The organism is Streptomyces sp. NPDC005811, assembly GCF_040630405.1.
Taxonomy (GTDB): Bacteria; Actinomycetota; Actinomycetes; order Streptomycetales; family Streptomycetaceae; genus Streptomyces.
This window is the reverse complement of sequence record NZ_JBEXXK010000022.1, coordinates 79,446-102,732: the sequence shown is the minus strand read 5'-3', so window position 1 is coordinate 102,732 and position 23,287 is coordinate 79,446. Positions and strand designations below refer to the sequence as shown.

General features: G+C 70.5%; 22 protein-coding genes. 18 read left to right on the top strand and 4 right to left on the bottom strand.

All coding sequences use genetic code 11. From position 1 onward, the window contains the following. Window positions 1-148 precede the first annotated feature (148 nt). The 13 genes from ABZ490_RS24110 (at window position 149) to ABZ490_RS24050 (ending at window position 11,665) form a co-directional block, all read left to right on the top strand. Window positions 149-1,009: a 3-carboxyethylcatechol 2,3-dioxygenase gene (locus tag ABZ490_RS24110; RefSeq protein WP_358993350.1), complete on the top strand. Its 861-nt coding sequence runs from the start codon at window positions 149-151 to the stop codon at window positions 1,007-1,009. 76 nt (window positions 1,010-1,085) lie between these two features. After that, complete coding sequence (locus tag ABZ490_RS24105; RefSeq protein WP_358993347.1) at window positions 1,086-1,877, top strand: enoyl-CoA hydratase-related protein; 792 nt, start codon at window positions 1,086-1,088, stop codon at window positions 1,875-1,877. Then, on the top strand, window positions 1,874-3,019 hold the full coding sequence (locus ABZ490_RS24100; protein WP_358993344.1) for an acetyl-CoA acetyltransferase: 1,146 nt from the start codon (window positions 1,874-1,876) through the stop codon (window positions 3,017-3,019). The genes ABZ490_RS24105 and ABZ490_RS24100 overlap by 4 nt, the downstream gene beginning before the upstream one ends. A gap of 37 nt (window positions 3,020-3,056) precedes the next feature. Then, window positions 3,057-3,977 carry an SDR family NAD(P)-dependent oxidoreductase gene (locus ABZ490_RS24095; RefSeq protein ID WP_358993341.1) on the top strand — a complete coding sequence of 307 codons (921 nt, stop codon included), beginning with the start codon at window positions 3,057-3,059 and terminating at the stop codon, window positions 3,975-3,977. A gap of 5 nt (window positions 3,978-3,982) precedes the next feature. Continuing rightward, the gene (locus ABZ490_RS24090) at window positions 3,983-4,420 is read left to right on the top strand and encodes a Zn-ribbon domain-containing OB-fold protein (protein WP_358993338.1); all 438 of its coding nucleotides are present in this window, start codon (window positions 3,983-3,985) and stop codon (window positions 4,418-4,420) included. Then, window positions 4,417-4,839, top strand: coding sequence for a MaoC family dehydratase N-terminal domain-containing protein (locus ABZ490_RS24085; RefSeq protein ID WP_358993335.1), 423 nt, complete (start codon window positions 4,417-4,419; stop codon window positions 4,837-4,839). The genes ABZ490_RS24090 and ABZ490_RS24085 overlap by 4 nt, the downstream gene beginning before the upstream one ends. Then, window positions 4,836-5,303 carry a MaoC/PaaZ C-terminal domain-containing protein gene (locus ABZ490_RS24080; protein WP_358993332.1) on the top strand — a complete coding sequence of 156 codons (468 nt, stop codon included), beginning with the start codon at window positions 4,836-4,838 and terminating at the stop codon, window positions 5,301-5,303. Before ABZ490_RS24085 ends, ABZ490_RS24080 begins: the two co-directional genes overlap by 4 nt. Then, complete coding sequence (locus ABZ490_RS24075) at window positions 5,300-6,169, top strand: alpha/beta hydrolase (RefSeq protein WP_358993329.1); 870 nt, start codon at window positions 5,300-5,302, stop codon at window positions 6,167-6,169. The genes ABZ490_RS24080 and ABZ490_RS24075 overlap by 4 nt, the downstream gene beginning before the upstream one ends. Further along, window positions 6,159-6,962, top strand: a complete 804-nt coding sequence (locus tag ABZ490_RS24070; RefSeq protein ID WP_358993326.1) for a fumarylacetoacetate hydrolase family protein — start codon at window positions 6,159-6,161, stop codon at window positions 6,960-6,962. The genes ABZ490_RS24075 and ABZ490_RS24070 overlap by 11 nt, the downstream gene beginning before the upstream one ends. Next, window positions 6,947-7,777 carry an aldolase/citrate lyase family protein gene (locus ABZ490_RS24065; RefSeq protein WP_358993323.1) on the top strand — a complete coding sequence of 277 codons (831 nt, stop codon included), beginning with the start codon at window positions 6,947-6,949 and terminating at the stop codon, window positions 7,775-7,777. The genes ABZ490_RS24070 and ABZ490_RS24065 overlap by 16 nt, the downstream gene beginning before the upstream one ends. A 9-nt stretch (window positions 7,778-7,786) precedes the next feature. Next, complete coding sequence (locus ABZ490_RS24060; RefSeq protein WP_358993320.1) at window positions 7,787-9,244, top strand: aldehyde dehydrogenase; 1,458 nt, start codon at window positions 7,787-7,789, stop codon at window positions 9,242-9,244. A gap of 11 nt (window positions 9,245-9,255) precedes the next feature. Further along, the gene (locus ABZ490_RS24055) at window positions 9,256-10,872 is read left to right on the top strand and encodes a bifunctional 3-(3-hydroxy-phenyl)propionate/3-hydroxycinnamic acid hydroxylase (protein WP_358993317.1); all 1,617 of its coding nucleotides are present in this window, start codon (window positions 9,256-9,258) and stop codon (window positions 10,870-10,872) included. Window positions 10,873-10,993: 121 nt separating this feature from the next. Then, window positions 10,994-11,665, top strand: coding sequence for a GntR family transcriptional regulator (locus ABZ490_RS24050; RefSeq protein ID WP_358993314.1), 672 nt, complete (start codon window positions 10,994-10,996; stop codon window positions 11,663-11,665). Between the two features lie 30 nt (window positions 11,666-11,695). Here ABZ490_RS24050 and ABZ490_RS24045 read toward each other — a convergent pair whose 3' ends face one another. The 4 genes from ABZ490_RS24045 to ABZ490_RS24030 form a co-directional block, all read right to left on the bottom strand. Next, on the bottom strand, window positions 11,696-13,213 hold the full coding sequence (locus ABZ490_RS24045) for a class I adenylate-forming enzyme family protein (RefSeq protein WP_358993311.1): 1,518 nt from the start codon (window positions 13,211-13,213) through the stop codon (window positions 11,696-11,698). 98 nt (window positions 13,214-13,311) lie between these two features. Continuing rightward, window positions 13,312-13,878: an isochorismatase family cysteine hydrolase gene (locus ABZ490_RS24040; protein ID WP_358993308.1), complete on the bottom strand. Its 567-nt coding sequence runs from the start codon at window positions 13,876-13,878 to the stop codon at window positions 13,312-13,314. Between the two features lie 72 nt (window positions 13,879-13,950). Next, window positions 13,951-15,144: a thiolase family protein gene (locus ABZ490_RS24035; protein WP_358993305.1), complete on the bottom strand. Its 1,194-nt coding sequence runs from the start codon at window positions 15,142-15,144 to the stop codon at window positions 13,951-13,953. Next, complete coding sequence (locus ABZ490_RS24030) at window positions 15,141-15,695, bottom strand: OB-fold domain-containing protein (RefSeq protein ID WP_358993302.1); 555 nt, start codon at window positions 15,693-15,695, stop codon at window positions 15,141-15,143. Before ABZ490_RS24030 ends, ABZ490_RS24035 begins: the two co-directional genes overlap by 4 nt. Before the next feature lie 635 nt (window positions 15,696-16,330). Between ABZ490_RS24030 and ABZ490_RS24025 the strand changes: the two genes are divergently transcribed. The 5 genes from ABZ490_RS24025 (at window position 16,331) to ABZ490_RS24005 (ending at window position 23,210) form a co-directional block, all read left to right on the top strand. Beyond that, window positions 16,331-17,338 (top strand): hypothetical protein, encoded by a 1,008-nt coding sequence (locus ABZ490_RS24025; protein ID WP_358993299.1) that lies wholly within the window; start codon window positions 16,331-16,333, stop codon window positions 17,336-17,338. 157 nt (window positions 17,339-17,495) lie between these two features. Continuing rightward, a complete protein-coding gene (locus ABZ490_RS24020; RefSeq protein ID WP_358993296.1) occupies window positions 17,496-19,901 on the top strand; it encodes a CoA transferase in 2,406 nt (801 codons plus the stop codon). A 114-nt stretch (window positions 19,902-20,015) separates the two neighbouring features. Next, window positions 20,016-20,774, top strand: coding sequence for an enoyl-CoA hydratase-related protein (locus ABZ490_RS24015; RefSeq protein WP_358993293.1), 759 nt, complete (start codon window positions 20,016-20,018; stop codon window positions 20,772-20,774). Window positions 20,775-20,862: 88 nt separating this feature from the next. Next, entirely contained in the window at window positions 20,863-22,074 is a 1,212-nt protein-coding gene (locus ABZ490_RS24010) for an acyl-CoA dehydrogenase family protein (protein WP_358993290.1), read from the top strand. Continuing rightward, entirely contained in the window at window positions 22,071-23,210 is a 1,140-nt protein-coding gene (locus tag ABZ490_RS24005; RefSeq protein WP_358993287.1) for an acyl-CoA dehydrogenase family protein, read from the top strand. Before ABZ490_RS24010 ends, ABZ490_RS24005 begins: the two co-directional genes overlap by 4 nt. Window positions 23,211-23,287 lie beyond the last annotated feature (77 nt).

Below are 23,287 nucleotides of genomic sequence, written 5' to 3'. Positions count from 1 at the left end.
GCCCAGGAGTCGGGGAGCGGATCGCCTTGCCGCGGCGCTCCACCGTTTCGTTTCGAGTGATCGTTTTCTCTATACGTGTCTCTAGCGGCCGAACTGATGCGGGACCGGTGACGGTCCTGCCCCGACGGTCGACGGGGGAGAGCGGACTATGTCGAGCTACATGACGGTCTGCGCCAGTCATGCGCCGGGGTTGGACCGGGACGCGGCGGGCGTTCTCGGCCAGGACTTCCGGGCGGCGATGGCGCGAGTGCGTCGATCGGTCGCGGAGTTCGACCCGGAGCTCGTGGTCGTCTTCGGAGGGGACCACAGACGGGCGTTCGCCCACGTCGTGCCGACGTTCGGTGTCGTCCTGCATGGGACGCTGCGGGCGGAGGGCGGTGCGGCCGGCGGGCCGCTGCCCGTTCCGGAGCCGCTGGTGCGACGCCTCGCCGAGAGCATCATCGACCGTGGCTTCGACCTGGCGGTGGCGAGGGGCGTGGCGCTGGACCACGCTTTCGGGCAGCCGCTGCGCCTGCTGCTTCCCGAGGCGGCCACCGTCCCGGTGGTCCCGATCGCGGTGAACTGCGCGAGCCCGCCCTTGCCGGCCCCGGGGCGGGTCCACGAGTTCGGCCGGGTCGTCGGTGAGGTGCTCGAGCCACTGGACCGGCGGATCCTGCTCATCGGCACCGGGGGATTGTCACACGCGCCGCCGAGCCTTCTCGACGAGCGTCACGACAAAACCGAGGAGGAGCGTCGGGCCCAGCTCGAAGCCGGCTTCGAGCTGGCGAGCCGCCTGGTCAAGCCGGGCTGGGACATGGCCTTCCTCAGGGCCATGGAGAAGTGGGACGTGGAGACCCTGCTGGCGATGGCCGAGCACGCGACGCGGGAGGCCGGGGTCGGGGCCAACGAGGTCCGGACCTGGATCGCGGCCGGTGCGGCAGGCGGCACCGACCCGTTCTCCACCGTCGGCTATGAGCCGGTGTCCGAGTGGATCACTGGTATGGGCATCACAGTGCGGGGTGGTTGGTGAAAGGGGTATCGAACCATTCACTCACGACTCTGACATTTAATATGTTATATATAATTCTGGGAGTAGGGAGGAACGCATGGTCGAGCGCCACTTGGGCGACGTCTCGGTCAGGGTCGCCCACGGGGTCGCCGAGCTCACGCTCGCGCCGTCGGGGCCAGGCACCGTTGACCGGGTGACGGCGACCGAACTGACTGCCTTCCTGCGAGGGGCCCAGGCCGAAGGTGTTCGGGCGATCCTGATCACGGGCAGCGGGCGCCATTTCTGCGTGGGTGCCGACATGTCGCAGGAGTCGACGCGCCAGACCGACTCGACGCTCGACTACCGGACGGTGTACGAGCCGTTCGCCGAGCTCTTCGAGGTGCTCTGGGCGATGGAGACCCCCGTAGTGACGGCGGTCAACGGCTCCGTCGGCGGCGTGGGATGGCTGCTGGCCCTGCTGGGCGACATCGTGGTGGCCGACTCCCAAGCACGCTGGACCCATGTCTTCACCCGGGCCGGCATGGTGCCCCACGCGGGCGACCCGTACTTCCTGACCCGGCTCGTGCCCTACCGCCGACTGGCGGAGATCGCCCTGCTCTCGGACTCGATCACCTCCGCGACCCTGGAGAGCTGGAACGTCATCTCGCGGTCGGTACCGACGGAGGAACTGATGCCCACCGCACGCGACTTCGCCGAACGACTCGCCGCCGGCCCGACCCGCTCCCTCGGCCTGGCCAAGCAGCTCTACCGCCGGGCCATGGACTCCTCACTGGCTCACTCCGCCGCCGAGGAGCGCGCCAGCGTGGCCCTGAACTCGACCACCGAGGACCGCGCCGAGGGGCTGGCCAGCCTCCTCGAACGCCGTGCGCCGAAGTTCGTGGGCCGATGAACCGCCGCGTGGCGATCGCAGGAGTCGGGCTCGCCGAGAGCGGATCGGTGCCGCAGTTCTCGGCGTTCCAACTCCTGGCCCGCGCGTCGCGCAGGGCGCTCGTGGAGACCGGACTGAAGCCCGAGGACATCGACGGGTTCGGTTCCACCGGGCTCGGAGTGCTCCCGCCGATCGAGGTGGCCGAGCACCTGGGCCTGCGCCCCACCTGGCTGGAGGCGACCTCGGTGGGCGGCAGCACCTGGGAGGTCATGGCCGCGCACGCCGTGGACGCGATCGCGCAGGGGCATGCCGAGACGGTTCTGCTCGCCTACGGTTCGACGGCGCGGTCCGACGTCAAACTGGGCCGACGCTCAGCCAACATGTCGTTCGGCTCGGCGGGTCCCGCGCAGTTCGACACGCCGGCGGGTGCCAGCCTGGTGTCGAAGTACGCCATGGCCGCCCAGCGCCACATGCACGAGTACGGCACGACGATCGACCAGCTCGCGACCGTGGCGGTCGAGGCCCGACGGTTCGCCGAGCTCAACCCGGCCGCCGAGCGCCGTACCCCGATGTCGCTCGACGACGTGCACGGCGCGCGCATGATCGCCACTCCTTTCACCTCGCCGCACTGCTGCCTGCGCTCCGACGGCGCGGCCGCGGTGATCCTCACCACCGAGGACCGCGCGAGGGACCTGCCGCAGACACCCGTACGGGTGCTCGGCAGCGCCGAACACGCCTCACACTCGACGATGAGCCAGTGGGAGGACTTCACGGTCTCCCCGGCGGCGGTCACCGGGCCCCTGGCCTTCAAACGGGCCGGTGTCACCCCCTCGGACATCGACGTGTGCCAGATCTACGACGCCTTCACCTACGGAGTCGTGGTCACCCTCGAAGACCTCGGGTTCTGCGCGAAGGGCGAGGGCGGCGCATTCGTCACCGAGACCGGGATCGGCCCCGGCGGCGGGCTCCCGGTGAACACCGACGGCGGAGGTCTGTCGGCCTGCCACCCGGGGATGCGAGGCCTGTTCCTGCTCGTCGAGGCTACCCGGCAGCTTCGCGGTGAAGCGGAGGCCCGGCAGGTGCCGGACGCCGCCCTGGCCTGTGTGAGCGGGACCGGAGGCTGGTTCTCCTCCTCCGCCACCGTGATCCTCGCGCGGGACTGACCGCCCAGTTCGTGATTCCAGATGTGAAAGGACGTCAATGTCACACCTGTTGGAGGGAAAGGTCGCCCTCGTCACCGGCGCGGGTCACGGCATCGGGCGGGGACACGCTCTCGAACTCGCGCGCCACGGCGCGCAGGTCGTTGTCAACGACCTGGGCGGTTCCGTCTCCGGTGAGGGGTCGGGCAAGGACGCCGACGACGTCGTAGCACTCATCAAGGAAGCGGGCGGCGAGGCGATCGCCGACTACGGCGACGTCAGCTCGGATGCCGACGTCGAGCTGATGATCGGCCGTGCCGTCGACGCCTTCGGCAAACTCGACGTCGTCGTCAACAACGCGGGTATCGTGCGCGACAAGGTCGTGTGGAAGATGACCCCCGAGGACTTCGACAAGGTCATCGCCGTCCACCTGCGGGGCACCTGGCTGACCTCGCACTACGCGGCCCAGCACTGGCGTGAGCGGGCCAAGGCCGGGGAGCGGCTGAACGCGCGGATCATCAACACGACGTCGGGCGCGGGGCTGGTGGGCAACTTCGGCCAGTCCAACTATGCCGCGGCCAAGGCCGCCGTCGCCGGTCTCACGCTCACCCTGAGCCTCGAACTGAGCCGGACGGGCGTGACCGTTAACTGCATCGGCCCGGCCGCCAACACGCGGATCACAGCTTCCGTGGGCAAGTGGGACGTGCGGATCCGCGAGGCCGACGAGATCGACGGCGACGAGTTCGACCCGATGGACCCGGCCGTCAGCTCCCCGCTCGTGGCCTGGCTCGCCAGCGACGAGGCGGGTTACGTCAACGGACAGGTGCTGCGCGCGATCGGGGACAAGATCCATCTGATGCAGCCGTGGACCGAGGCCGCGTCCGTCTCCAACGGCGGCCAGCGCTGGGACGCCAACGAACTGGGCCGTCTGCTGGGCACCCGGCTGTTCCGGGTCCAGGCCCCGGGGCTGAGCATCGGATGAGCCCCGTGACCGACTCGACCGCGCGCCCGGCCGGACCCAGGTTCGACCTGCCCCAGACCGACGACCACACCGAGAAGTGGTGGCAGGCCCTCAACGAGGGCCGGCTGCTCCTTGAACAGTGCGTCCCGTGCGGGCACCTCTACTTCTATCCGCGGGGCATGTGCCCCCTCTGCTGGAGCGAGGAGGTGGAGTGGGTGCGGGCCAGCGGCCGTGGCCGGGTCTACACCTACTCCGTCGTCCACCTGAACGACCTCCCGCCGTTCCGTGACCGGCTGCCGTACGTGGTGGCGATGGTCGACCTGGAGGAGGGGCCGCGGATCACGGCCAACCTCGACGGCGCCGACCCCGCGGTCGTGGAGATCGGACTCCCGGTCGTCCTGCGCCCTCGCCGGCTGGACGACCGCTACAGCGCCCCCGAGTTCGTCCCGGAGGTGACCGCATGAGCGGCGGCACGACCAGGGACGAGGGGCGATCGGTGCGCTTCAAGGTCGAAGAGGGAGCGGTCCGTCAGTTCCGGCGAGCCGTCCAGTGGCCCACGGGGGAGGACACTGACGCGGCACCCTGGACCTTTCCCATGACCGTGGACCAGTGGTTCGGCCCTGAGGACAAGGCCGTCACCGGGTTCGACCGCGCTCGGCTGCTGCACGGCAGCCAGGAGTTCTTCTACCCAAATGGCCCGCTGGAGCCGGGTATGGAACTCGTCGCGCAGGAACGCCTGGTCGAGCGCTTCGAGAAACGCGGCAGCCGGGGCGGTCTCATGAGGTTCGCGGTGGTGGAGACCACCTTCACCGACGCACGTGACGGAAAGGTGGCGGCCCGTATGCGCAGCACGCTCATCGAGCGCGGAGGAGCACCCTCGTGACGTGGAAACAGGCCGGAGGGGCGCTGCCGACGCGGGTCTTCGGACCGGTCACCTCGGAGATGCTGGTCAAGTACTCCGGTGCGTCGGGGGACTTCAATCCGATCCACTACGACAAGGACTACGCCGTGGCCGCCGGCTACCGGGGCGTCTTCGCGCAGGGCATGTACCAGGCCGCGTTGCTCTCCACCTACGTGGCCGACCTGTTCGGCACCGACGCCGTGCGCCGGTTCTCAGTCAAGTTCCGTGACCAGGTCTGGCTCGGCGCGAGTCTTACCTGTGCGGGGGAGGTCACCGAAGTGACCCCCCGCGAGGACGGCGTGCGGGTCGCGGTGCAGCTGTCGTTGACCTCCGACGAGGGTGCCGTGGTGGTCGTGGGCGACGCCGAACTGGAGGTACCGGCGCGGGTCTGGGATGCCCCGCCGGTAACCGACCAGGCGTTGACGTCGCAGGGAGTGGGCTCATGAGCGAGAGCAGTGTGTGGCAGTCACTGGCCGAGGTCGCCTTCACCCAGCGCTGGGTCGACGTCGACGGCGTGCGCACCCGGGTCGTCGAGGCCGGTCCCGCCGACGGGGTCCCCGTGGTCCTGCTGCACGGCACCGGAGGCCACTGGGAGACCTTCGCGACCGCGCTCGGCCCGCTGAGCGGGCGGTACCGGTGCGTGGCGTTCGACATGGTCGGCAACGGCTTCAGCGACAAGCCCGACCAGCCGTACGAGGTGCCGGTGTACGTCGATCACGTCCTGGGCGTCATGCGTGAACTCGAAGTAGACCGGGCGCACTTCATCGGCATGTCGCTGGGCGCGTGGGTCGCGGCCCGGATCGCCGTGTCGCACCCCGAGCGGATGCGCCGACTGGTGCTCATGTCGCCGGCCGGACTCGTGGCCACCCAGTCCAACATGGCGCGCATCCGGGCCGAGCGCACCAAGGCGGTTCAGAACCCGGAGTGGGACTCGATCAAGGCCATGTTCGAGCACCTCATCGCGCGTAAGGAGCGGCGGCTGCCGGACCTGATCGCCCTGCGGCAGATGATCTACCGCCGGGACGACACCCGCGCCACGATCGACCATCTCCTGGCGCTCCAGGACCCGGAGATCCGCCCCCGCAACCTGCTCGACGTCGGCGAGTGGGAGTCGATCAAGGCTCCGACGCTGGTCGTCGCCTCGGGCGCCGATCACGGCGAGTACCAGACCACCGCCCGCAAAGTGGCCTCCCTGATCCCCGGGGCCGAGGTCCTGGAGATGCCCGAGGTGCGGCATTGGCCGCACTTCGAGGATCCCGCGACGTTCAACCCCGCCGCCCTCGCCTTCCTCGGACGCGACGATGCTGAGTGACGCGGAGATCGAGAAGCTCGCGGCCGACCTCCACCGGGCCCGGGCCGAGGTGCACACGATCCCTCAACCCGCCCTCCAGTACCCGGACATGGACATCGAGGACGCCTACGCGGTGCAGCGCCGGGGCGTCCGCATGGTGCTCGACGGCGGAGGCGGAGTCATCGGCCGCAAGGTCGGTCTGACGGCCATCCCGATGCAGCGCGCCATGGGAATCGAGGAGCCCGACTACGGCGTGCTCTATGACGACATGCGCGTGCCCGACGGCGGGCGGACGAGCGCCGCGGCCTTCAACTACCCGCGGGTCGAGATGGAGTTGGCGTACGTCCTGGAGCGGGACCTGCGGGGTCCGGGCGTGACACCGGAGGATGTGCGCGCCGCCACCGGCTACGTGTGCCCGGCCATCGAGATCCTCGACAGCCGGGTCCGGATGACCGACCCGGCGACCGGCCGACGGCGCTCGATCGTCGACACGGTCGCGGACAACGCGGCCGACGCCGGGCTGGTCCTCGGCCCCGGGCGCGCGGACGCGGGCGAACTGCGTCCCCGCGCGGTGGGTGCGGAGCTGCTGGTGAACGGCGAGATCGTGGACACGGGCCTCGCCACCGCCGTACTGGGCGACCCGGCGCGGGCCGTGGCCTGGCTCGCCGACAAGCTGGCCGTCTACGGAGACCACCTGACCGCCGGGTCCGTCGTGCTGTCGGGCTCCTTCATCAGCTCCGTCCACGTCGTAGCCGGGGACCTCGTCGAGGCGGATTTCGGTGAGCTCGGAGCGGTGTCGTGCCGATTCACGTGAGCGAGTACCCCAGGGGCCACGCGGCCGTCGACGCGGCGGCATGGCGGTCCGCCCTCGCGGCCGGCGAGGTGATGCGCGGTCTGTGGATCGCGTCCGCGTCGGACACCGCCGCCGAGATCCTCGGGGGAGCCGGGGCCGACTGGATCATCATCGACACCGAGCACTCGTTCTGCTCACCGGACCGGCTCCTCGCCCAGCTCCGCGTACTGGAGGCCGCGCCGGTCTTCACCGTCGTGCGCGTCGGAAGCCGTGAACCCCGGGAACTCGGGACGCTGCTGGACCTCGGCGCCAGGGGGCTCATGGTCCCGATGATCGAATCCGCCGAGGACGCACGGCGCATCGTCGCGGCGACGCGGTACCCGCCGGACGGGGCGCGCGGAGTGGGCGGCGGGTTCGCCCGCGCCAGCCGCTGGAACCGGGTGCCCGACTACCTGACGAACGCCGAGTCGACGTTCTCCCTCCTCGCCCAGGTGGAATCCGTCGCGGGACTGGAGAACCTCACGGCGATCACCGCCGTCGACGGCATCGACGCGGTGTTCGTCGGTCCGGCCGACCTGGCGGGTTCCATGGGCCTGCTCGGCCGGCCCCGGGACCCCCGCGTGCGTTCGGCGGTGCTCGGGGCGATCGAGACCGTTCGCGCCGCGGGCAAGACCGCCGGCGTGAACGCGTTCGACCCCGACGACGCCATGGCCTATGCCGAAGCGGGTGCGCAACTGCTGGGCGTCGGCGCCGACGTGACTCTGCTCGCGCAGGGAGCGACCGCGCTTTTGGAGCGGGTGACCGTGCCCGGCCGGGCGTCCGCCGGAACGACCTAGGAGGAGACGATGCTCGAACTCGCGATGACCATCGGCGGCGAACAGCGCCGCGGTGGGTCCACCTTCACCTCGGTCGACCCCTATACGGGCGAGCCGTGGGCGTCCGCCCCGGAGGCCACCGAGGCCGATGTGCGGGACGCCGTCGCGGCCGCGAATGCCGCGTTCACCGGTGGGTGGGGCGCCCTGACGGGGCGCGAACGGCGTGACCTCATCCGTGCACTCGGCCGTGTGTTCGCCGAGCACGTCGACGAGCTCGCCGAGGCGGAGACCAGGGACAACGGCAAACTCCTGCGGGAGATGAAGGGCCAGGTCAAGGCACTTCCCGAGTTCTACGAGTATTACGCCGGCCTGGCCGACAAGATCGACGGCCGGGTGGTCGACACCGGCAAACGGGAGTTCTTCGGGTTCGTCGCGAAGGAGGCCGCGGGCGTCGTCGGGGCCGTGCTTCCCTGGAACTCGCCGCTGCTGCTGCTGACCTTCAAGCTCGCGCCCGCCCTCGCGGCCGGGTGCACGGTGGTCGCCAAGCCCTCCGAGCACGCCCCGAGCGCCGTCCTGCGCCTGGGCTCGCTGCTGGCCGAGGCCGGACTGCCGCCGGGCACCGTCAACACCGTCTCCGGTTCGCGCCGCGAGGTGGGGGAGTGGCTGGTCGGCGATCCACGGCTGGCGCACGTGTCCTTCACCGGGTCCGAGGTGACGGGCGTGGCGGTGGCGCGCTCGGCCGTCAGCAACTTCACACCGGTCACCCTCGAACTCGGCGGCAAGTCGGCCAACATCGTCTTCGAGGACGCCGACCTGGCCGCCGCGGCCAACGGCGTCATCGCGGGCATCTTCGCCGCGGCCGGTCAGACGTGCATCGCGGGCTCACGGGCCCTGGTCCACCAGTCCGTCTACGACGAACTGGTGGAACGCGTCGTCGCCCGGGCCCGCACGATCAAGCTCGGCAACCCGCTGGACGGCGCGACCGAGATGGGCCCCATCTGCTTCCGCGGCCAGTGGGAGAAGGTGCAGCACTACGTCCGGCTGGCCCAGAAGGAGGGCGGCGAGATCGTGACGGGCGGCTCCGACGGCGGCCGGGGCGGGCTGTTCTTCGAGCCCACGGTGGTCACCGGGTTGCCGAACTCCAGTGCCGTGGCCCAGGAGGAGATCTTCGGACCGGTGTTGACGGTGATCCCGTTCTCCGACACCGACGAGGCCGTGGAGATCGCCAACGATACCCAGTACGGCCTCGCCGCGGGCATCTGGACCCGTGATGTCAACCGCGCGCTGGGCGTCAGCCGACGCCTGCGGGCGGGAACGGTGTGGGTGAACTCCTACCGCACCCTCAACTACTCGATGCCGTTCGGCGGACGTGGGCACAGCGGCATCGGCAGGGAGAACGGCCTTGAGGGGCTCTCGGACTTCCTTGTCGACAAGGCCGTGTGGATCGAGACCGCCGGCGCCACCCGCGATCCGTTCGTGCTGGGGTGAGGGGAGTGGACATGACCGAATTCTTCGACGTGGTGATCGTCGGTGCCGGGCCGGCGGGCCTGGTGCTCGCCAACCTGCTCGGTGCCGCCGACCTCCACGTGGCGCTCGTCGAGCAGAACGCCGAGGTCATCGAGGAACCGCGAGCCGTCGGCATCGACGACGAGGCGCTGCGAAGCCTCCAGACGTTCGGCATGGCGGAGCCGGTGCTCCAGGACGCCGTACGCAACGCCCCGATCCGCTATTACGACTCGCGCGGCCGGGTCCTCGCCCATGTCGCCCCGACCCAGGCTCCCCAGGGCTGGCCACGGCGCAACCTCTTCTTCCAGCCCGACCTCGAACGCAAGCTGCGGGCCAGCCTGGAGCGCTGGGACAGCGTCACCTTCCTGTCGGGCCATGAGGTGGTCCAGCTCGATCCGGGCGAGAAGTCGGTGCGGCTGGTCACCCGTCACGCGGACGGCGAGCGCGTCCTCACAGGCGGGTACGCCGTGGGCGCCGACGGCGGGCGCAGCTTCCTGCGGCGCATCCTCGACATCCCGATGCTCGGCGACACAGCCCCGATGACCTGGCTGGTCGTCGACGTGGCCGACGACACCTGGGACGCGCCGTACTCGGCGGTGTTCACCTCCCCGAAGCGGCCGTCGATGACCATCCCGCTGCCCTTCGGCCACCGCCGGTTCGAGTTCAAGATCCTCGACGGCGAGGATCCGGCCGAGATGACCGAGCCGTCGAGGGTGGCCGAGCTCATCGCGCCGTTCTATCCGGCAGGAGAGCTGCCGCGGCCGATCCGCCGACGCGTCTACTGGCACCACTCCCGCACGGCTGCACGGTTCCGTGAGGGCCGCGTGTTCCTCGCCGGCGACGCCGCGCACCTTCAGCCGCCGTTCTTCGGCCAGGGCATGAATTCCGGCATCCGGGACGTCACCAACCTGGCCTGGAAACTGGCCATGGTCGTGCGCGGCCATGCTGCCGACTCCCTCCTGGACACCTATGACCAGGAGCGCCGCGAGGTGGCGAAGACGATGGTCGAGTTCGCGACCGGGATCGGCCGCCTCTACCAGCCGCGCAGCCGCGTCACCGAGGTGCTGCGCAACACGGCGTTCCGGGGCGCGCAACGCATCCCCGGAGCCCGTGACTACATCCTGCAGATGAAGTACAAACCGATCCCCCACTATCAGGAGGGCTTCGTACGCGCAGCGCGGCAGGGGAAGAACTCCCTGGTGGGCAAGGCGTTCCCGCAGCCCCGCGTGCAGACCACCGACGGTCGCAGCGAACTCCTCGACGAGGTCCTCGGACACCGGCTCGCGCTGCTGTCACTCGTCCCAGGTGCCCATGCGAGGCTCTCTCCGGCGAAGGCCCGGGCCTGGGCCGAGCTCGGGGCGGCGGTGGTCGAGGTCCACGCCCCTCCCTCCTACCGCCGTCAGGGGCAGGAGGACCCGCGTGAGCGCCCTGCCGGCCCGGACACCGAGACCCTCGCGGTCTTCGACTCCCACGGCGGCCTGCGGGATCTCCTGCTGGCCCGGCCCCAGGACCAGGTCTATGTCGTCAGACCTGACCGTTACGTGGCTGCGACCGGCTCCCTGGACGACGTCGACAAACTGGTGACCGAGGTGTTGAAGCTCTTCGAGTAGGAAACCGGGAGAGCCCACTCTTCAGCAAGATCACCTACGTACAATCTCCGCATGGAAAATCAACTATAGTATCTAGAATGTTTGTTCTGGTGGAAGTGCCATCACGCGAGGACGCTGAAGGGTGACAGAGGTGTCGGTAGGGGACAGGCCGCAATTGGCCGACGTGGCCGCTGCGTATGTACGTGAAAGGATCACGTCCGGGGTGCTGGTCGCGGGCGACGCGGTGCGCCCCGAGACGATTGCGCAGGAGCTGCAGATCTCCACGACGCCCGCTCGTGAGGCGTTGCAGTCGTTGCGATCGGAAGGCTTCCTGGAGCTGGCGCCGCGCCGCGGTTTCCGAGTCACCAAGGTGACCGGCGACGACATCCGCGACCTCTTCTTCATCAACGCGATGGCCGCGGGCGAGCTGGCGGCCCGTGCCACGATCAAGGGCTCGGAGTCGCTGGTGGAGCGGCTGCAGTCCATCCAGAAGCAACTGCACCAGGCGGCTGAGCGGCACGACGCCGCCGAGCTCGAGCTGCTCAACCACCGTTTTCACCGCGAGATCAACCTCGCTGCCGACTCGTCCAAACTCGCGGACGTGATCCAGCTGGTGTCCCGCTGGGTGCCTCCTCACTTCTACACCTCGATCGAGGGGTGGAGCGCCACCACCATCCACGACCATCAGCAGTTGATCGACGCGGTCGCGCGCAAGGACGGTGAGAGTGCCCGCCGGCTCATGCAGGAGCACATGCGGCGCTCCGGTGAGCAACTGGCGGAGTACGTCGACGAGCGGCAGCGCGCGGCCGACTGAGCGTTCCGGCCGCCGCGGCCGGGCACCTGCTCATCCGGGCTGTGACACCAGACGGATCGCCGCGGCCCGGTCGGGCTTGCTGTTGGCGGTGAGGGGCAGCGCGTCGACCGCCTGGATGTGCTTGGGCAGCTTGTACCTCGCGATCCTGGTCCTCGCGAAACTCAGCAGCTCCTCGGTGACGAGGGCGGCTCCGGGTTCGGGGACGACCAGTGCCTCGACGCGAGCGCCCCAGTCGTCGTCGGGCACGCCGAACACCAGCGCGTCACGAACCGACGCGTGCTGGTGGAGGACCTGCTCGACCTCGCTCGGGAAGACGTTCTCACCACCGGTGACGATCATCTCGCTGTCCCGCCCGTCCAGGTGGAACCAGCCCTCGCCGTCGGTCCGCCCCATGTCCCCGACCCGCACTCCCTCAGGCTGGAAGGCCGCCTCCGTTGCCTGGGGCAGGCCCCAGTAGCCGTTGGCCTGCCCCAGGGAGCGGACGCTGAAGTAGCCGGTGGTACCGGGCGGGCATGGGTTGCCCAGGTCGTCGACCACGCGGACCTGCTGCCCCGGCCAGCACCGCCCGACCCCCTGCTGCCGGCCGGCGAGCAGGTCCTCGTGGCGGATGGAGGTGACCGGACCGCCGTACTCAGTGGCTCCGTAGAGGGAGTGGATTCGCGCGTTCGGGTAGTCGCGGACCAGGGATTCCACGAACTCGGTCGAGGACGGGGCGGATCCGTAGAGGATCTGCGTGATCCGCTCGCGCGGCACCCTCTCGAAGTCCGGATGCCTTCGCAGCCGGGCCATCAGCGTCGGTGCGCCGCCGAGCCGGGTCGCGCCGCGCGCGATGGCGTCGAGTGCCCGGCCCGCGTCGAAGCCGGGCAGGATCTCCGTGTGCCCGCCGGTGAAGAGCGAGTACAGGAGCTGTGCCGGGAACATGATGTGGAAGAACGGCGCGAAGTAGAGGTCGCGGTCTTCGGGCAGCCGGGGGAGATTCGCCGCGGACGCCGCGACGCCGCGCCAGAGTGCGGCGTGGTCGAACCACACGCCCTTGGGGCCGCCCGTGGTGCCGCCGGTCGGCAGGATCAGCGCGGGCGCGTCGGCGCCCACCGGGGGGAGGGGACCGGTGAGTCCTCTCCCGTCGAGCGGCGCCATACGGGCCCGCGGCGAAGCCTGCTCCGCGGTCGTGTCCATCAGCAGCCGGTCCAGCCGCACCTCTGCGGCCCAACCGGCATGCGCGGTGTCGTGCACGATCAGGTCCGCGCTGAGCGGTCGCAGGAAGGCGGCGGTCTCGGGAGGGGCCAGGCGGGTGTTCATCAGCACGGGGGTCAGGCCCGCGGCCATCGCGCCGAGTACCGCGGTGACGTAAGGGATCGACGGCTCCAACGCCAGGCCGACGCGTGCGCCGGGGGGCAGATCGAGGGCCCGGAAGGCCCGGGCGGTCGACTCGATCTGCCCGGCCAGCTCGGCGTGGCTCACTTCGCCGACCGGATCGGTCAGGGCCGGGGAGGTGGGGTTGCTCTCGGCTACTCGTCGTAGGTGTTCCGGAATCGTCGGATGTGACACGCTGCCGTTCCTCACTCACGAAACCGATGCATGCATTATATATAATCAGTGGGTGGAGGCAATGGGCCGTCGCTGTGATGGACGGCGGGCCCCGCGCCTCACACCTCCGAGCGGAGCTTCTCGACGATCTCCGCGGCCGTCGTGATCTCCGCGATCCGCCACAGACCGAGCCAGCTGTCGGGGTGGACCGGCCTGACGAGCGCCTCGTGTACGGAGCGGTCCGGGTCGGAGCAGGCGTCGTCCACGACTACCACCCGGTAGCCGAGGTCGTATCCCGCCCGCGCGGTCGACAGGACGACTCCGCTGGTCGCGATGCCGGTCAATACCAGGGTGTCCCGGCCCTCGGCGCGTAGGTGGACTTCGAGGCCCGTCGTGGAGAACGCCCCGATCCGGGCCTTGGCCAACACGAGTTCACCGTCCTGAGGCGCGACGGCGGGATGTGGTCTTCCGGCGGGCCAGGTCGCGTCCAGGGATGTGAAGCCGCCCGGCAGAACGTGGACGATCTTCGCGGCCTCGGTTCGGGCGGCCTCGATGACCGTGGCCGCGTTGCCGACCGCGGCGGGGCCGTCGGTCGCGTAGTGCTCCACGATCATCTCCGTGAGATCCAGCGCCAGGACGGCCGTCCTGGCGGGCGTCAGCGGTTGCGGCGGGTGCGGGGTGACCATGGGGGGTCTCTCCTTCTCGGTTTCGGTCAGTACGGCGACTTCCCGGGGGCGCCCGGTGTAGCGCCCCCGGGATCAGCCATGGCGGGTCAACAGCAGCGACTGGGCGACGTTGCCGCCGCCGCCCGCGACCAACGCGACGTTCGCGTCCGCGACCTGGCGGCCGCCCGCCTCGCGCCGCAGCTGGACGCAGGCCTCATGGAGCAGACCCCAGCCGAGATACCTGCCCTCGGACAGCTGCCCGCCCGCGGTGTTCATCGGCAGGTCGCCGTCGATCGCGATGCGCTGCCCGCCCTCCACGAAGGCTCCGGACTCCCCCGGTTCGCAGAAACCCAGGGCCTCCAGCCAGAGGAGGGGGAAGATGGAGAACCCGTCGTAGAGCTGGACCAGGTCGACGTTCTGTGGGCGCAGGTCGGTCTCGTGCCACAGCCGGGCGGCCGTGTCGTGGGCGGCCATCGTCGTCATGTCGTCGCGGAAGACCCACGATCCGGTGCCGTGCCGGCTCGCCGCGACGGCGTCGACCCGCACCGGGTGCGGGGCGTCCGGCGCGTAGTCCGCGTGCGAAAGCACGAAGGCGTGCGCGCCGTCCGCGGGGACGTCGCAGTCGAACAGCCGCAGCGGCGTGGAGATGACGCGCGCCGCCAGGTAGTCGTCGAGCGACATCGGATCGCGGTAGATCGCGTCGGGATTGAGCGCCGCGTGCCTACGCATCTGCACCGCGATCGCGCCCAGCTGCTGCTCGGTCGTCCCGTAGACGTGGAAGTGCCGTTGCGCCTGCAGCGCGGCCCAGTTGGCCGCCGACGCGGCGCCGTAAGGCGCCAGCCACTGGGTCCAGCTGCCCGACCGTTCCCGGTCGCCGCCCACGCTGGCGGCTCGTCGCCGTCGGCCCTGGTACGTCGCCTCGGTCACGGTCCGGTACACGAGGACGTGGCGGGCGAGACCGGTGGCCACCGCCATGCAGCCGTCGATGAAGGACCCGAGGACGTTGAACCCCTCGCTGGCGCCCGTCGCGTACCACTCGAGGTTCAACGACAGCGCGTCCTGCACCGCGTTGACGCCCGGATTGCCGAACCCGGTCATCGCGCCGGTGAGTTCGCCCGGCCAGGTGACCAGGCCGTCGATGTCGCCGGGGGTGAGCCCGGCGTCGGCGACCGCGTCGAGACATGCGTCGATCGTCAGATCCAGCGACTCGCGGTTGAGCCGCCGCCCCACGTCCGAGCGGGCGAAACCCGAGATCACCACGGAGCGTGCGAACCGCTCGCCCGTCACGACCCGCCGCCACGACGGGCGGACGCCGTACGGCGCGGCAGCACTGCTTGCACGTTCATGGCTTCTCCCTCATGACCGGCAAGCGGGCGGAAAACCGGTACATGGACATCGGCCTGCTCGACGAACTCCACGGCAACCGGCATCCCGACGTGCACCGAGGCGACGTCGCAGCCGACGATGTTCGTGAGGACGCGCAGGCCTTCCTGCTCCTCCAGCTCGATCAGGGCGACGATGTACGGGGGCGGGAAGTCCGGCAGCCACGCCTGGTGGTTGACGGTGAACGCGTAGACGATGCCGCGGCCGGAGACCGGCTCGGCGCCGACGTCGCGGCCGTAGCAGCTGCCGCAGACGGGCGCGGGCGGATGGATGTAGTGGGCGCATGTCCCGCACCGATGAATGTGCAGTCGTCCGTCGGCCCCGCCGCACCAGTAGGAGCGGTTGAGGTCGTCCAGCAGCGGCAGGGGCCGGACCGGACGTGACGGGGCCGGATCGTCCGCTGCGGTGTCGGCGGTTGCTGTCGTCGGACCGGGAGGGGCTCCACCATCTGTCACGTCCTGATCAACTCCCTGGTCGTCCGTCGGTGCTTTGCCGATTCCGATGACCCGGCTTGGCCGCCGATGCGCGGCGGAACTCGGCGAGAGGACCGGACGGGGTGTCTGAGGCCGGCATGGACGTCGCGTGCATGCCGGTTTCGCGTGCTCCGGGACTGGCGCAGAGCGGCTGGTAACGGATCTCAACACGACGAGCCGGGTGCGTCAAGGTCGTGGCCGGGGTCCCGCCCCGGGGCTTCCGGTCAGCGCCGGCCGGCGCTGACCGGATCCGGAGATGTCGCATCGCTGCAGGTCAGAAGCGTGGCACGGGCTATGGGTGCCGTCAGCGGCCGGGACGGAGGAAGCGACGCACCATGGTTGACGCTCCGGCCGCACAGAATCTAGTATATAAAATATCTTCATTCCGCACCTGGGGTGTTCGGGTGTGCCCTTCGGTGCGGTGGCCGGGACGGGCCGTCGGCAGATCACTTCCGCGGACGAATTCCGGGCCGACGAAGGGACTCTTCCGGGCCCCGGCGACCGACGGGACCACCTGCATCCGGGGACGGGGCAGCGTGTGGCGGCGCGCCGTCCTCGTCCGGCCGACGGCCTGACCGTGCACGGATACCTGAAGCAGACAGGGAGCAGGTGCGAGCATGACGACAGCTGAACAGGCCGGGCCGGACGGTTCCGGCGAGGCCGCCGGACCGCGCGAGGTGGTGTTCCGGCGGGTGCAGTCCGGCGGACGCCGAGGGCCGAACGACGAGGTGCTGCGCGAGGCACCCGGTGGACAGGTCTGGAGCGACCAGTGGGTCATCGGCGCAAAGGACGCCGAATTCCAGACGATCGTGCCCGACATCCGCATGCCGGCCAACCAGTACTGGCCGCAGCACTGGCACGACGAGGCGATCGCCGTCGTGGTGCTCGACGGCGAGGTCATGCTCGGTGACCGGTGGATGAAGCGCGGCGACGTCGTGATCTCGCCGGAGAACGTCGAGTACGGCCCGCTGGTGATGGGGCCGTCCGGCTGCCAGTTGCTGGAGGTGTTCTCCAGGGCCCGGGCCGGCGGGGGGTACGCGGAGGAGTTCCGCGACCACCCGACCCTCGCGACCCGGGAGTCCATCATCTTCGCGATGGCACCCGACATGTTCGAGGCGTCGTGCGGTGACTACGTCAGGACGGGCTCGCCCTTCTCCTCCCGGCCGCCGGGCTCGGAGCAGAACGCGGGCAAGGCCGTGCTCCCCAACGACACCGTCAAGGGGCTCGAGTCCGGGGAACTGTCCGGCGGCGGCGCGGTGTGGAACGTCGGTGAGGTGGACGACCCGCTGCGCGGCGTCATGCTGGACACCGGCTACGCGGCCGGGCAGGTCGTGCCCCCGCACCGGCACCGGGACGCCCGCTGGGTGCTGGTGATGGAGGGGACGATGCAGGTCGGCGACCGGGAGGTGACCCGGGACGACATCCTGCTGATCGAGGCGGGCGTGCAGGTCCCGGCCTTCGTCCCGGGCCCGGACGGTGTGCAGCTGCTCGAATACGTGCGTACGGCCGCCGGCATGCCGATGGTCGTCGACGAGGGGCTGGCCGCCGCGCCGGAGTACGAGAGCACGTTGAAGACCCTGCGGCACATCGAGTTCGAGCCCGGACGCCCGTCGCCGCAGTCGTGACCGACCGCGGGTGGAAGCCGACCGGCGTTCCCCGGCGTCCGGCGCGGCCGGACGCCGGGGGTCCCGGGGCCGTCCATGTACGGGCGGGTCCCGGACGCCGGCCCTCACGCGGGCCGTCCTCGACCAGCTGCCGCATCGCTGACAGGGAAGAAAAGGGATGACACAGATCCTCGACGGAGCGCGGGTACTCGACCTCACCCAGGGCATGGCCGGCCCACTGGCCACGATGATCCTGGCGGACTACGGGGCCGAGGTCGTCCGTATCGAGCCCGCGGGCGGTGACCCGTGGTGGGAGCACCCGGCCTACCTCGTGTGGAACCGCGGCAAGAAGAGCATCGACCTCGACCTCACCTCGCCCGGGGCGGGCGAGCACATCACCAACCTGCTCGCGGGCGCCGACGTGGTCATCGAGGGCCTCGGCCCCGGCCGGGCCGACGCATGGGGCATCGGCTACGACGACGCCCGCCGGGTGAACCCCGCGCTGGTCTACCTGTCGGTGTCGGCGTTCGGCGAGCGGGGACCGTACCACCAGTACGGTGCCTACGACGGCATCGTCAACGCCAAGTCGGGCCGGATGCGCGACCAGGTCGGCTGGGTGCCCGGCAGGCCCAACTTCCGTGCGATCAACGACACTTCGTACCACACCGCGATGTTCATCGTGCAGGGCACCCTGGCCGCGCTGCGCGTCGTCCAGATGACCGGTCGCGGCCAGCGGGTCAGCACGAGCCTGCTCGCGGGTGTGACGGCGCCGAACAACCCCTGGCGCCGGCTGGAGGGCGAGACGCTCCCGCCCGACCGGTATGCGAGTGAGGTCTCCCCCGACGCTGTGCTCCGCGGTGAGCTGGTGCTGGACCGCAAGGAGACCGACCCCTACCGGGCGATCCCGTCCCAGCTCTGCACCGAGTGCAAGGACGGGCACTGGATCATGCACTCGCACATCCAGCAGGACCTCTTCCGGAAGTGGATCGAGACGATCGGCTTCGGGTGGATCTTCGACGACCCCCGCTACTCGGGAGCGCCGACCTCCTACGAGGACGACCAGTACCGCATCGACCTCAACCTGATGATCATGGCGCGGATGAAGGAGAAGACGTCCGCGGAGTGGCGAGAGATCTACCGGCGCAACCCCGACGTGGCCGGCGAGGTCATGCAGACCACGCAGGAAGCGATCCACCACGAGCAGTTCCGCCACTCCGGCATGCTCGTCGAGGTCGAGGACCCGCGCGTCGGCACCATCGCCCAGCTCGGCCCGATCGCACTGCTGCGGGACACACCCGCCGTCATCGACCGCCCCGCACCCGTCCCGGGCGAGCACACCGCCGAGATCCTCGGAAACCCCCGCGTGCCCGACCGCCCGGCGCCGACCGGCGGGGACCCCAAGCGTCCGCTGGACGGGATCGTGGTACTGGAACTGGCCTCCTGGCTGGCCGCGCCCTGGTCCACCGCGCTGCTCGCCGACCTCGGCGCCCGCGTGATCAAGGTGGAGCCGCGGTCGGGTGACCCGTATCGGCTGCTCGCCACGAACGAGGGCATGATCCGCTGCAACCAGGGCAAGGAAAGCGTCTGCGTCGACCTCAAGTCGGAGGCCGGCCGGGAGATCCTCGGCCAACTGGTCGCGCAGGCCGACGTCGTCATGCACAACTTCCGCCCGGGGGTCCCGGAGCGGCTGGGCATCGACTACGACAGCTTGTGCAAGGTCAAGCCCGATCTGGTCTACGTGCACGCGAGCGCGTACGGCTCCACCGGACCGGACTCCCGACGCGCGGCCTTCAACCCCACCATCGGCGCCTTCTCCGGCAACTCGGTCTTCCAGTCCGGCGAGGGAAACAGCCCCATCGGCGACCAGTCGCCGGACCCGATCTCGGGCAGCGGTGTGGCGACCGGCATCATGCTCGGCCTCGCCGGGAAGTTCCGCACCGGCAAGGGGCAGTGCGTCGACACGACCATGATGGGCTCGGTCGTCTACTGCAACTCCGACGACGCCATGGACTACCCGGGCAAGCCGCCCCGCCGTAACCCCGACGGGCAGCAGCTGGGCCTGGAGGCGACCTACCGGCTCTACGAGACCGGCGACGGCTGGGTGTTCCTCGCGGCGATGTGGGACGCGGAGTTCGCCGCCCTGTGCGAGGCACTCGGCCGGAGCGACCTGCCCGGCGACGTGCGATTCAGCAGCAGCGCGCGCCGGTACGAGCACCGGGGCGAGCTCGGAGAGGTACTCGAAGGCGTGTTCAAGACACGGACCGCCGCCGACTGGGAGCAGTTCCTCACCGGCCGCGGCACAGCCTGCGTGCGCGCCGACGGCCCCGGGCACAAGCGTTTCCTCCACGAGGACCCGCACACCACCGAGATCGGGTTCATGGTGCCGGCGAAGACCGGCGCCGGAACCGAGGGGACCGCCTACTTCCGGCACGCCCCGGTCCTGGAGTTCAGCGAGACACCCTGCGTGGAGGGCAACGCCTACGCGCCGCTCGGGTCGCACACCCGCGAGATCCTGCGCGAACTCGGCTACGACGAGGAGGGCATCGAGGAACTCGGCCGCGACGGCGTCGTGAAATGGCAGTGAGCGCTTCGGGCGCAGCCGCGTTCCGCGTCGACAGGGCGTCGTACGACAGGAGTTGTTGTGCAAGGACCGCATAACCCTTTCGCACCGGAGCTGTTGATAGAGGAACGCGGGCCGGTGCGGGTGGTCACGCTGAACCGGCCCGAGTCGCTCAACGCGATGGTGCCGCGGCTGCACCGCGCCCTGGAGAGGGTGTGGGCCCATCTGGCGGCCGACACCGAGGCCCGGGCCGTCGTGCTCACCGGGGCGGGCCGGGCGTTCAGCGCGGGCGGCGACCTCGAGGCGGTCGCGCGGTGGTGGGACGACACCGAAGCGCGGCAGCACGAGATCGACGGGGCACGCCGATTGCTGGCCGAGATCGTCGACTTCCCCCTCCCCGTCGTGGCCGCCGTGAACGGGCCGGCCGTCGGTCTCGGGTGCTCCCTGGCCGTGGGCAGCGACATCGTCCTGATGGCGGAAAGCGCGTTCCTCGCCGATCCGCATGTCGGGCTCGGGCTCACCGCCGCGGACGGCGGCACGCTCTTCTGGCCGTACCTGGTCGGCATGCTGCGCGCCAAGGAGTACCTGCTGACGGGGGACCGGATTCCCGCGGAGCAGGCGGTGGCGATCGGCCTGGCCAACCGCGTCGTGCCCGACGACGAACTGGTCGATGCCGCCCTGCGCCTCGCGGAGCGGCTCGCCGCCCAGCCCCCACAGGCGGTGCGGAGCACCAAGCAGGCGCTGAACCTGCATGTGCGGCGGGCCTTCGCCGACGTGCTGGAGTACGCGCTGGCCGAGGAGTACCGCTCCTTCGACGCCCCGGAGCACCGGGCGGTGGTCGAGGAACTGCGGGAGAAGGCGCGCAGGCGCAGCGGCTCGGGGAGTGGTCGCGGGTGAGCGGGTCGCGTACGGGTGCCCGTGGGCGGTCGCGGGTGACTGCCCCGGACACGGCGGTGACGCCTTGGCGGCGTCCGGGAGGTTCACGATGACGGACAGGGACCTCGACACCTTCCGCGCCGAGGTCCGGCGCTGGTGCGAGGAGAACGTGCCGCGGGACTGGCGGGCCAAGGAGGCGGGCGCGTCGCCCGAGGACGTGGTCGTCCTGCAGCGCGAGTGGCGGGCGACCCTGGAGTCGGGCGGCTACTTCGCCTCGCACTGGCCCGCGGGACTGGGCGGCGCCGACCGCCCGCTGGCGGAGCAGGTGGTGATCGCCCAGGAACTGGCCCGGGCCGACGCGCCCCGGCTCGCGCTGTACCAGGTGGCGGTCTACAACGCGGCGCCCGCGATCCTGCACCACGGCACCGAGGAGCAGCGGCGCCGCTTCATCCCGGGCATCCGCTCCGGTGACGTCTGGTGCCAGGGCTTCTCCGAACCCGGCGCCGGCTCGGACCTGGCGGGACTGTCCACCAGGGCCGAGCGCCGAGGCGACGTGTATGTCGTGAACGGCCAGAAAGTATGGACCAGTTGGGCCATGCATGCCGACTGGTGCATCCTCCTGGCGCGCACCGACCCGTCCGCCCCCAAGCGCCACGGCATCAGCTTCCTGCTGGTGGACATGACCTCGCCGGGCGTGGAGGTACGGCCGATCAAGCAGGCCACGGGCGCGGCGGAGTTCTGCGAGCTGTTCCTCACCGACGTCGAGGTGCCGGTGGCCAACCTGCTCGGCCCGGAGCACGAGGGGTGGCACGTCTCGCAGAGCACGCTGGCCTCCGAGCGGGGCGTCACACTCCTTGAACTGGTGGAGCGACTGCACCGCAATGGGATCCGGGCGCTGCTGGACGCCGCCGCCGGCTGGCGCGGCGAGGACGGCGGCCCGGTGCTGGAGGATCCGGCCGTACGGGAACGGCTCGGCGGGCTCTACGGCGAGGTGCAGATCCTGCGCGGCCTGTGCGCCCGCATGATCGAATCGATGGAGGGCCGCGGCGGCGGCGCCGAGGCCTCGATCGCCAAGGTCTGCTACAGCGAACTGCTGCAGCGCCTCATGCACACGGCCGTCGAACTGCAGGGCCTGCCGGCCCAGGTGTCGCGACCGCTGCTGATGTCCGCCGGCTGGGAGAGCGGCGACTGGTTGACTGACTTCGTCGGCTCCTGGTCCTGGACGATCGCGGGCGGCACCAACGAGATCCAGCGCAACATCATCGGAGAACGTCACCTGGGCCTTCCCCGCGAGCCCCGGGCAGCCGGGGAGCCACGATGAGCAGTGAACGGGACGACCTGCGTGCGATGGTACGCGACCTGCTGACCGACCGGGCCGGTCCGCAGCAGGTGCGGACGGCACTGGACCGACCCGAGGGACACGACCCGGCGCTGTGGCGCACGGTCGTGGAACTCGGGCTGGCCGGGCTGCTCGTCCCCGAGGAGTACGGCGGAGCCGGTGCCGAGTTCGCCGACATGGCCGTGGTGCTGCACGAGCTGGGCAGGGGTGTCGTGCCGCTTCCCATCCTCTCCTCCGGTGTTCTGGCGGCGACCGCGCTGACCGGGACCGACAACCGCGCGGTGGCCGCGGAACTGCTGCCGGGGATCGCGGTGGGGGAGCGCACTGTGGCCGTGGCCGTCGGCGGTCCGGACGGGCGGCCGTCCACCGGGACGTGGGAGGTACGCGCGACTCCGGTCGGGCGCGGGACACGGCTCGACGGCGTCAGCGGGTACGTGGTGGACGCAGTGGGCAGCGACTCGCTGATCGTCGGGGCCGTCGGGCCGCAGGGTCCGGTGCTGGCGGCGATCGACTCGGCCCAGGCGAGGATCGAGCACATCGAGACGGTCGACCGTACCCGGCGGCTGGGCCGGGTCGTCCTGACCGGGGTCGAGGTGGGGGCCGACCGGCTGCTGGCCGGTCCGGGCGTGGCCGGCCCGCTCATCGAGCGGGTGCAGCGCGCTGGTGCGCTGGCCGTCGCGGTCTCGGGGCTCGGGCTCGTCGAGCGCACCACCGAGGAGACGGCCGCCTATGCCGCCCAGCGGCATCAGTTCGGCCGCGCGATCGGCTCCTACCAGGCGGTCAAGCACAAGTGCGCCGACATGGCCATCGCCGTGGAGTGCTCGCGAGCCGCGGTGGGGGCGGCCCTGGACGCCTGGAACGGTCCGCTTCAGGAGGCCGCGATCGCCGTGGCCACCGCGAAGGCGTATGCCGGTGACGCGGCGTTGAGTGTCTGCGGCGACGCCGTACAGGTGCACGGCGGTATCGGCTTCACCTGGGAGCACGACGCGCACCTGTGGCTGAAAAGGGCCACGAGCGACGCCGCGCTGTTCGGGTCGTCGGCGTGGCACCGCCGCAGGGTGGCGGATCTCGTCCTGCTCCCGGCTGCAACAGAGGCAGTCTTGACTGGCCAGAATTAAATATATAGTATTTCATCTATTGGGTTGTCCGGTCGTACCGCAGAGGTCCCGGAGCAGCGAGGCGATGCCAAGAGCCG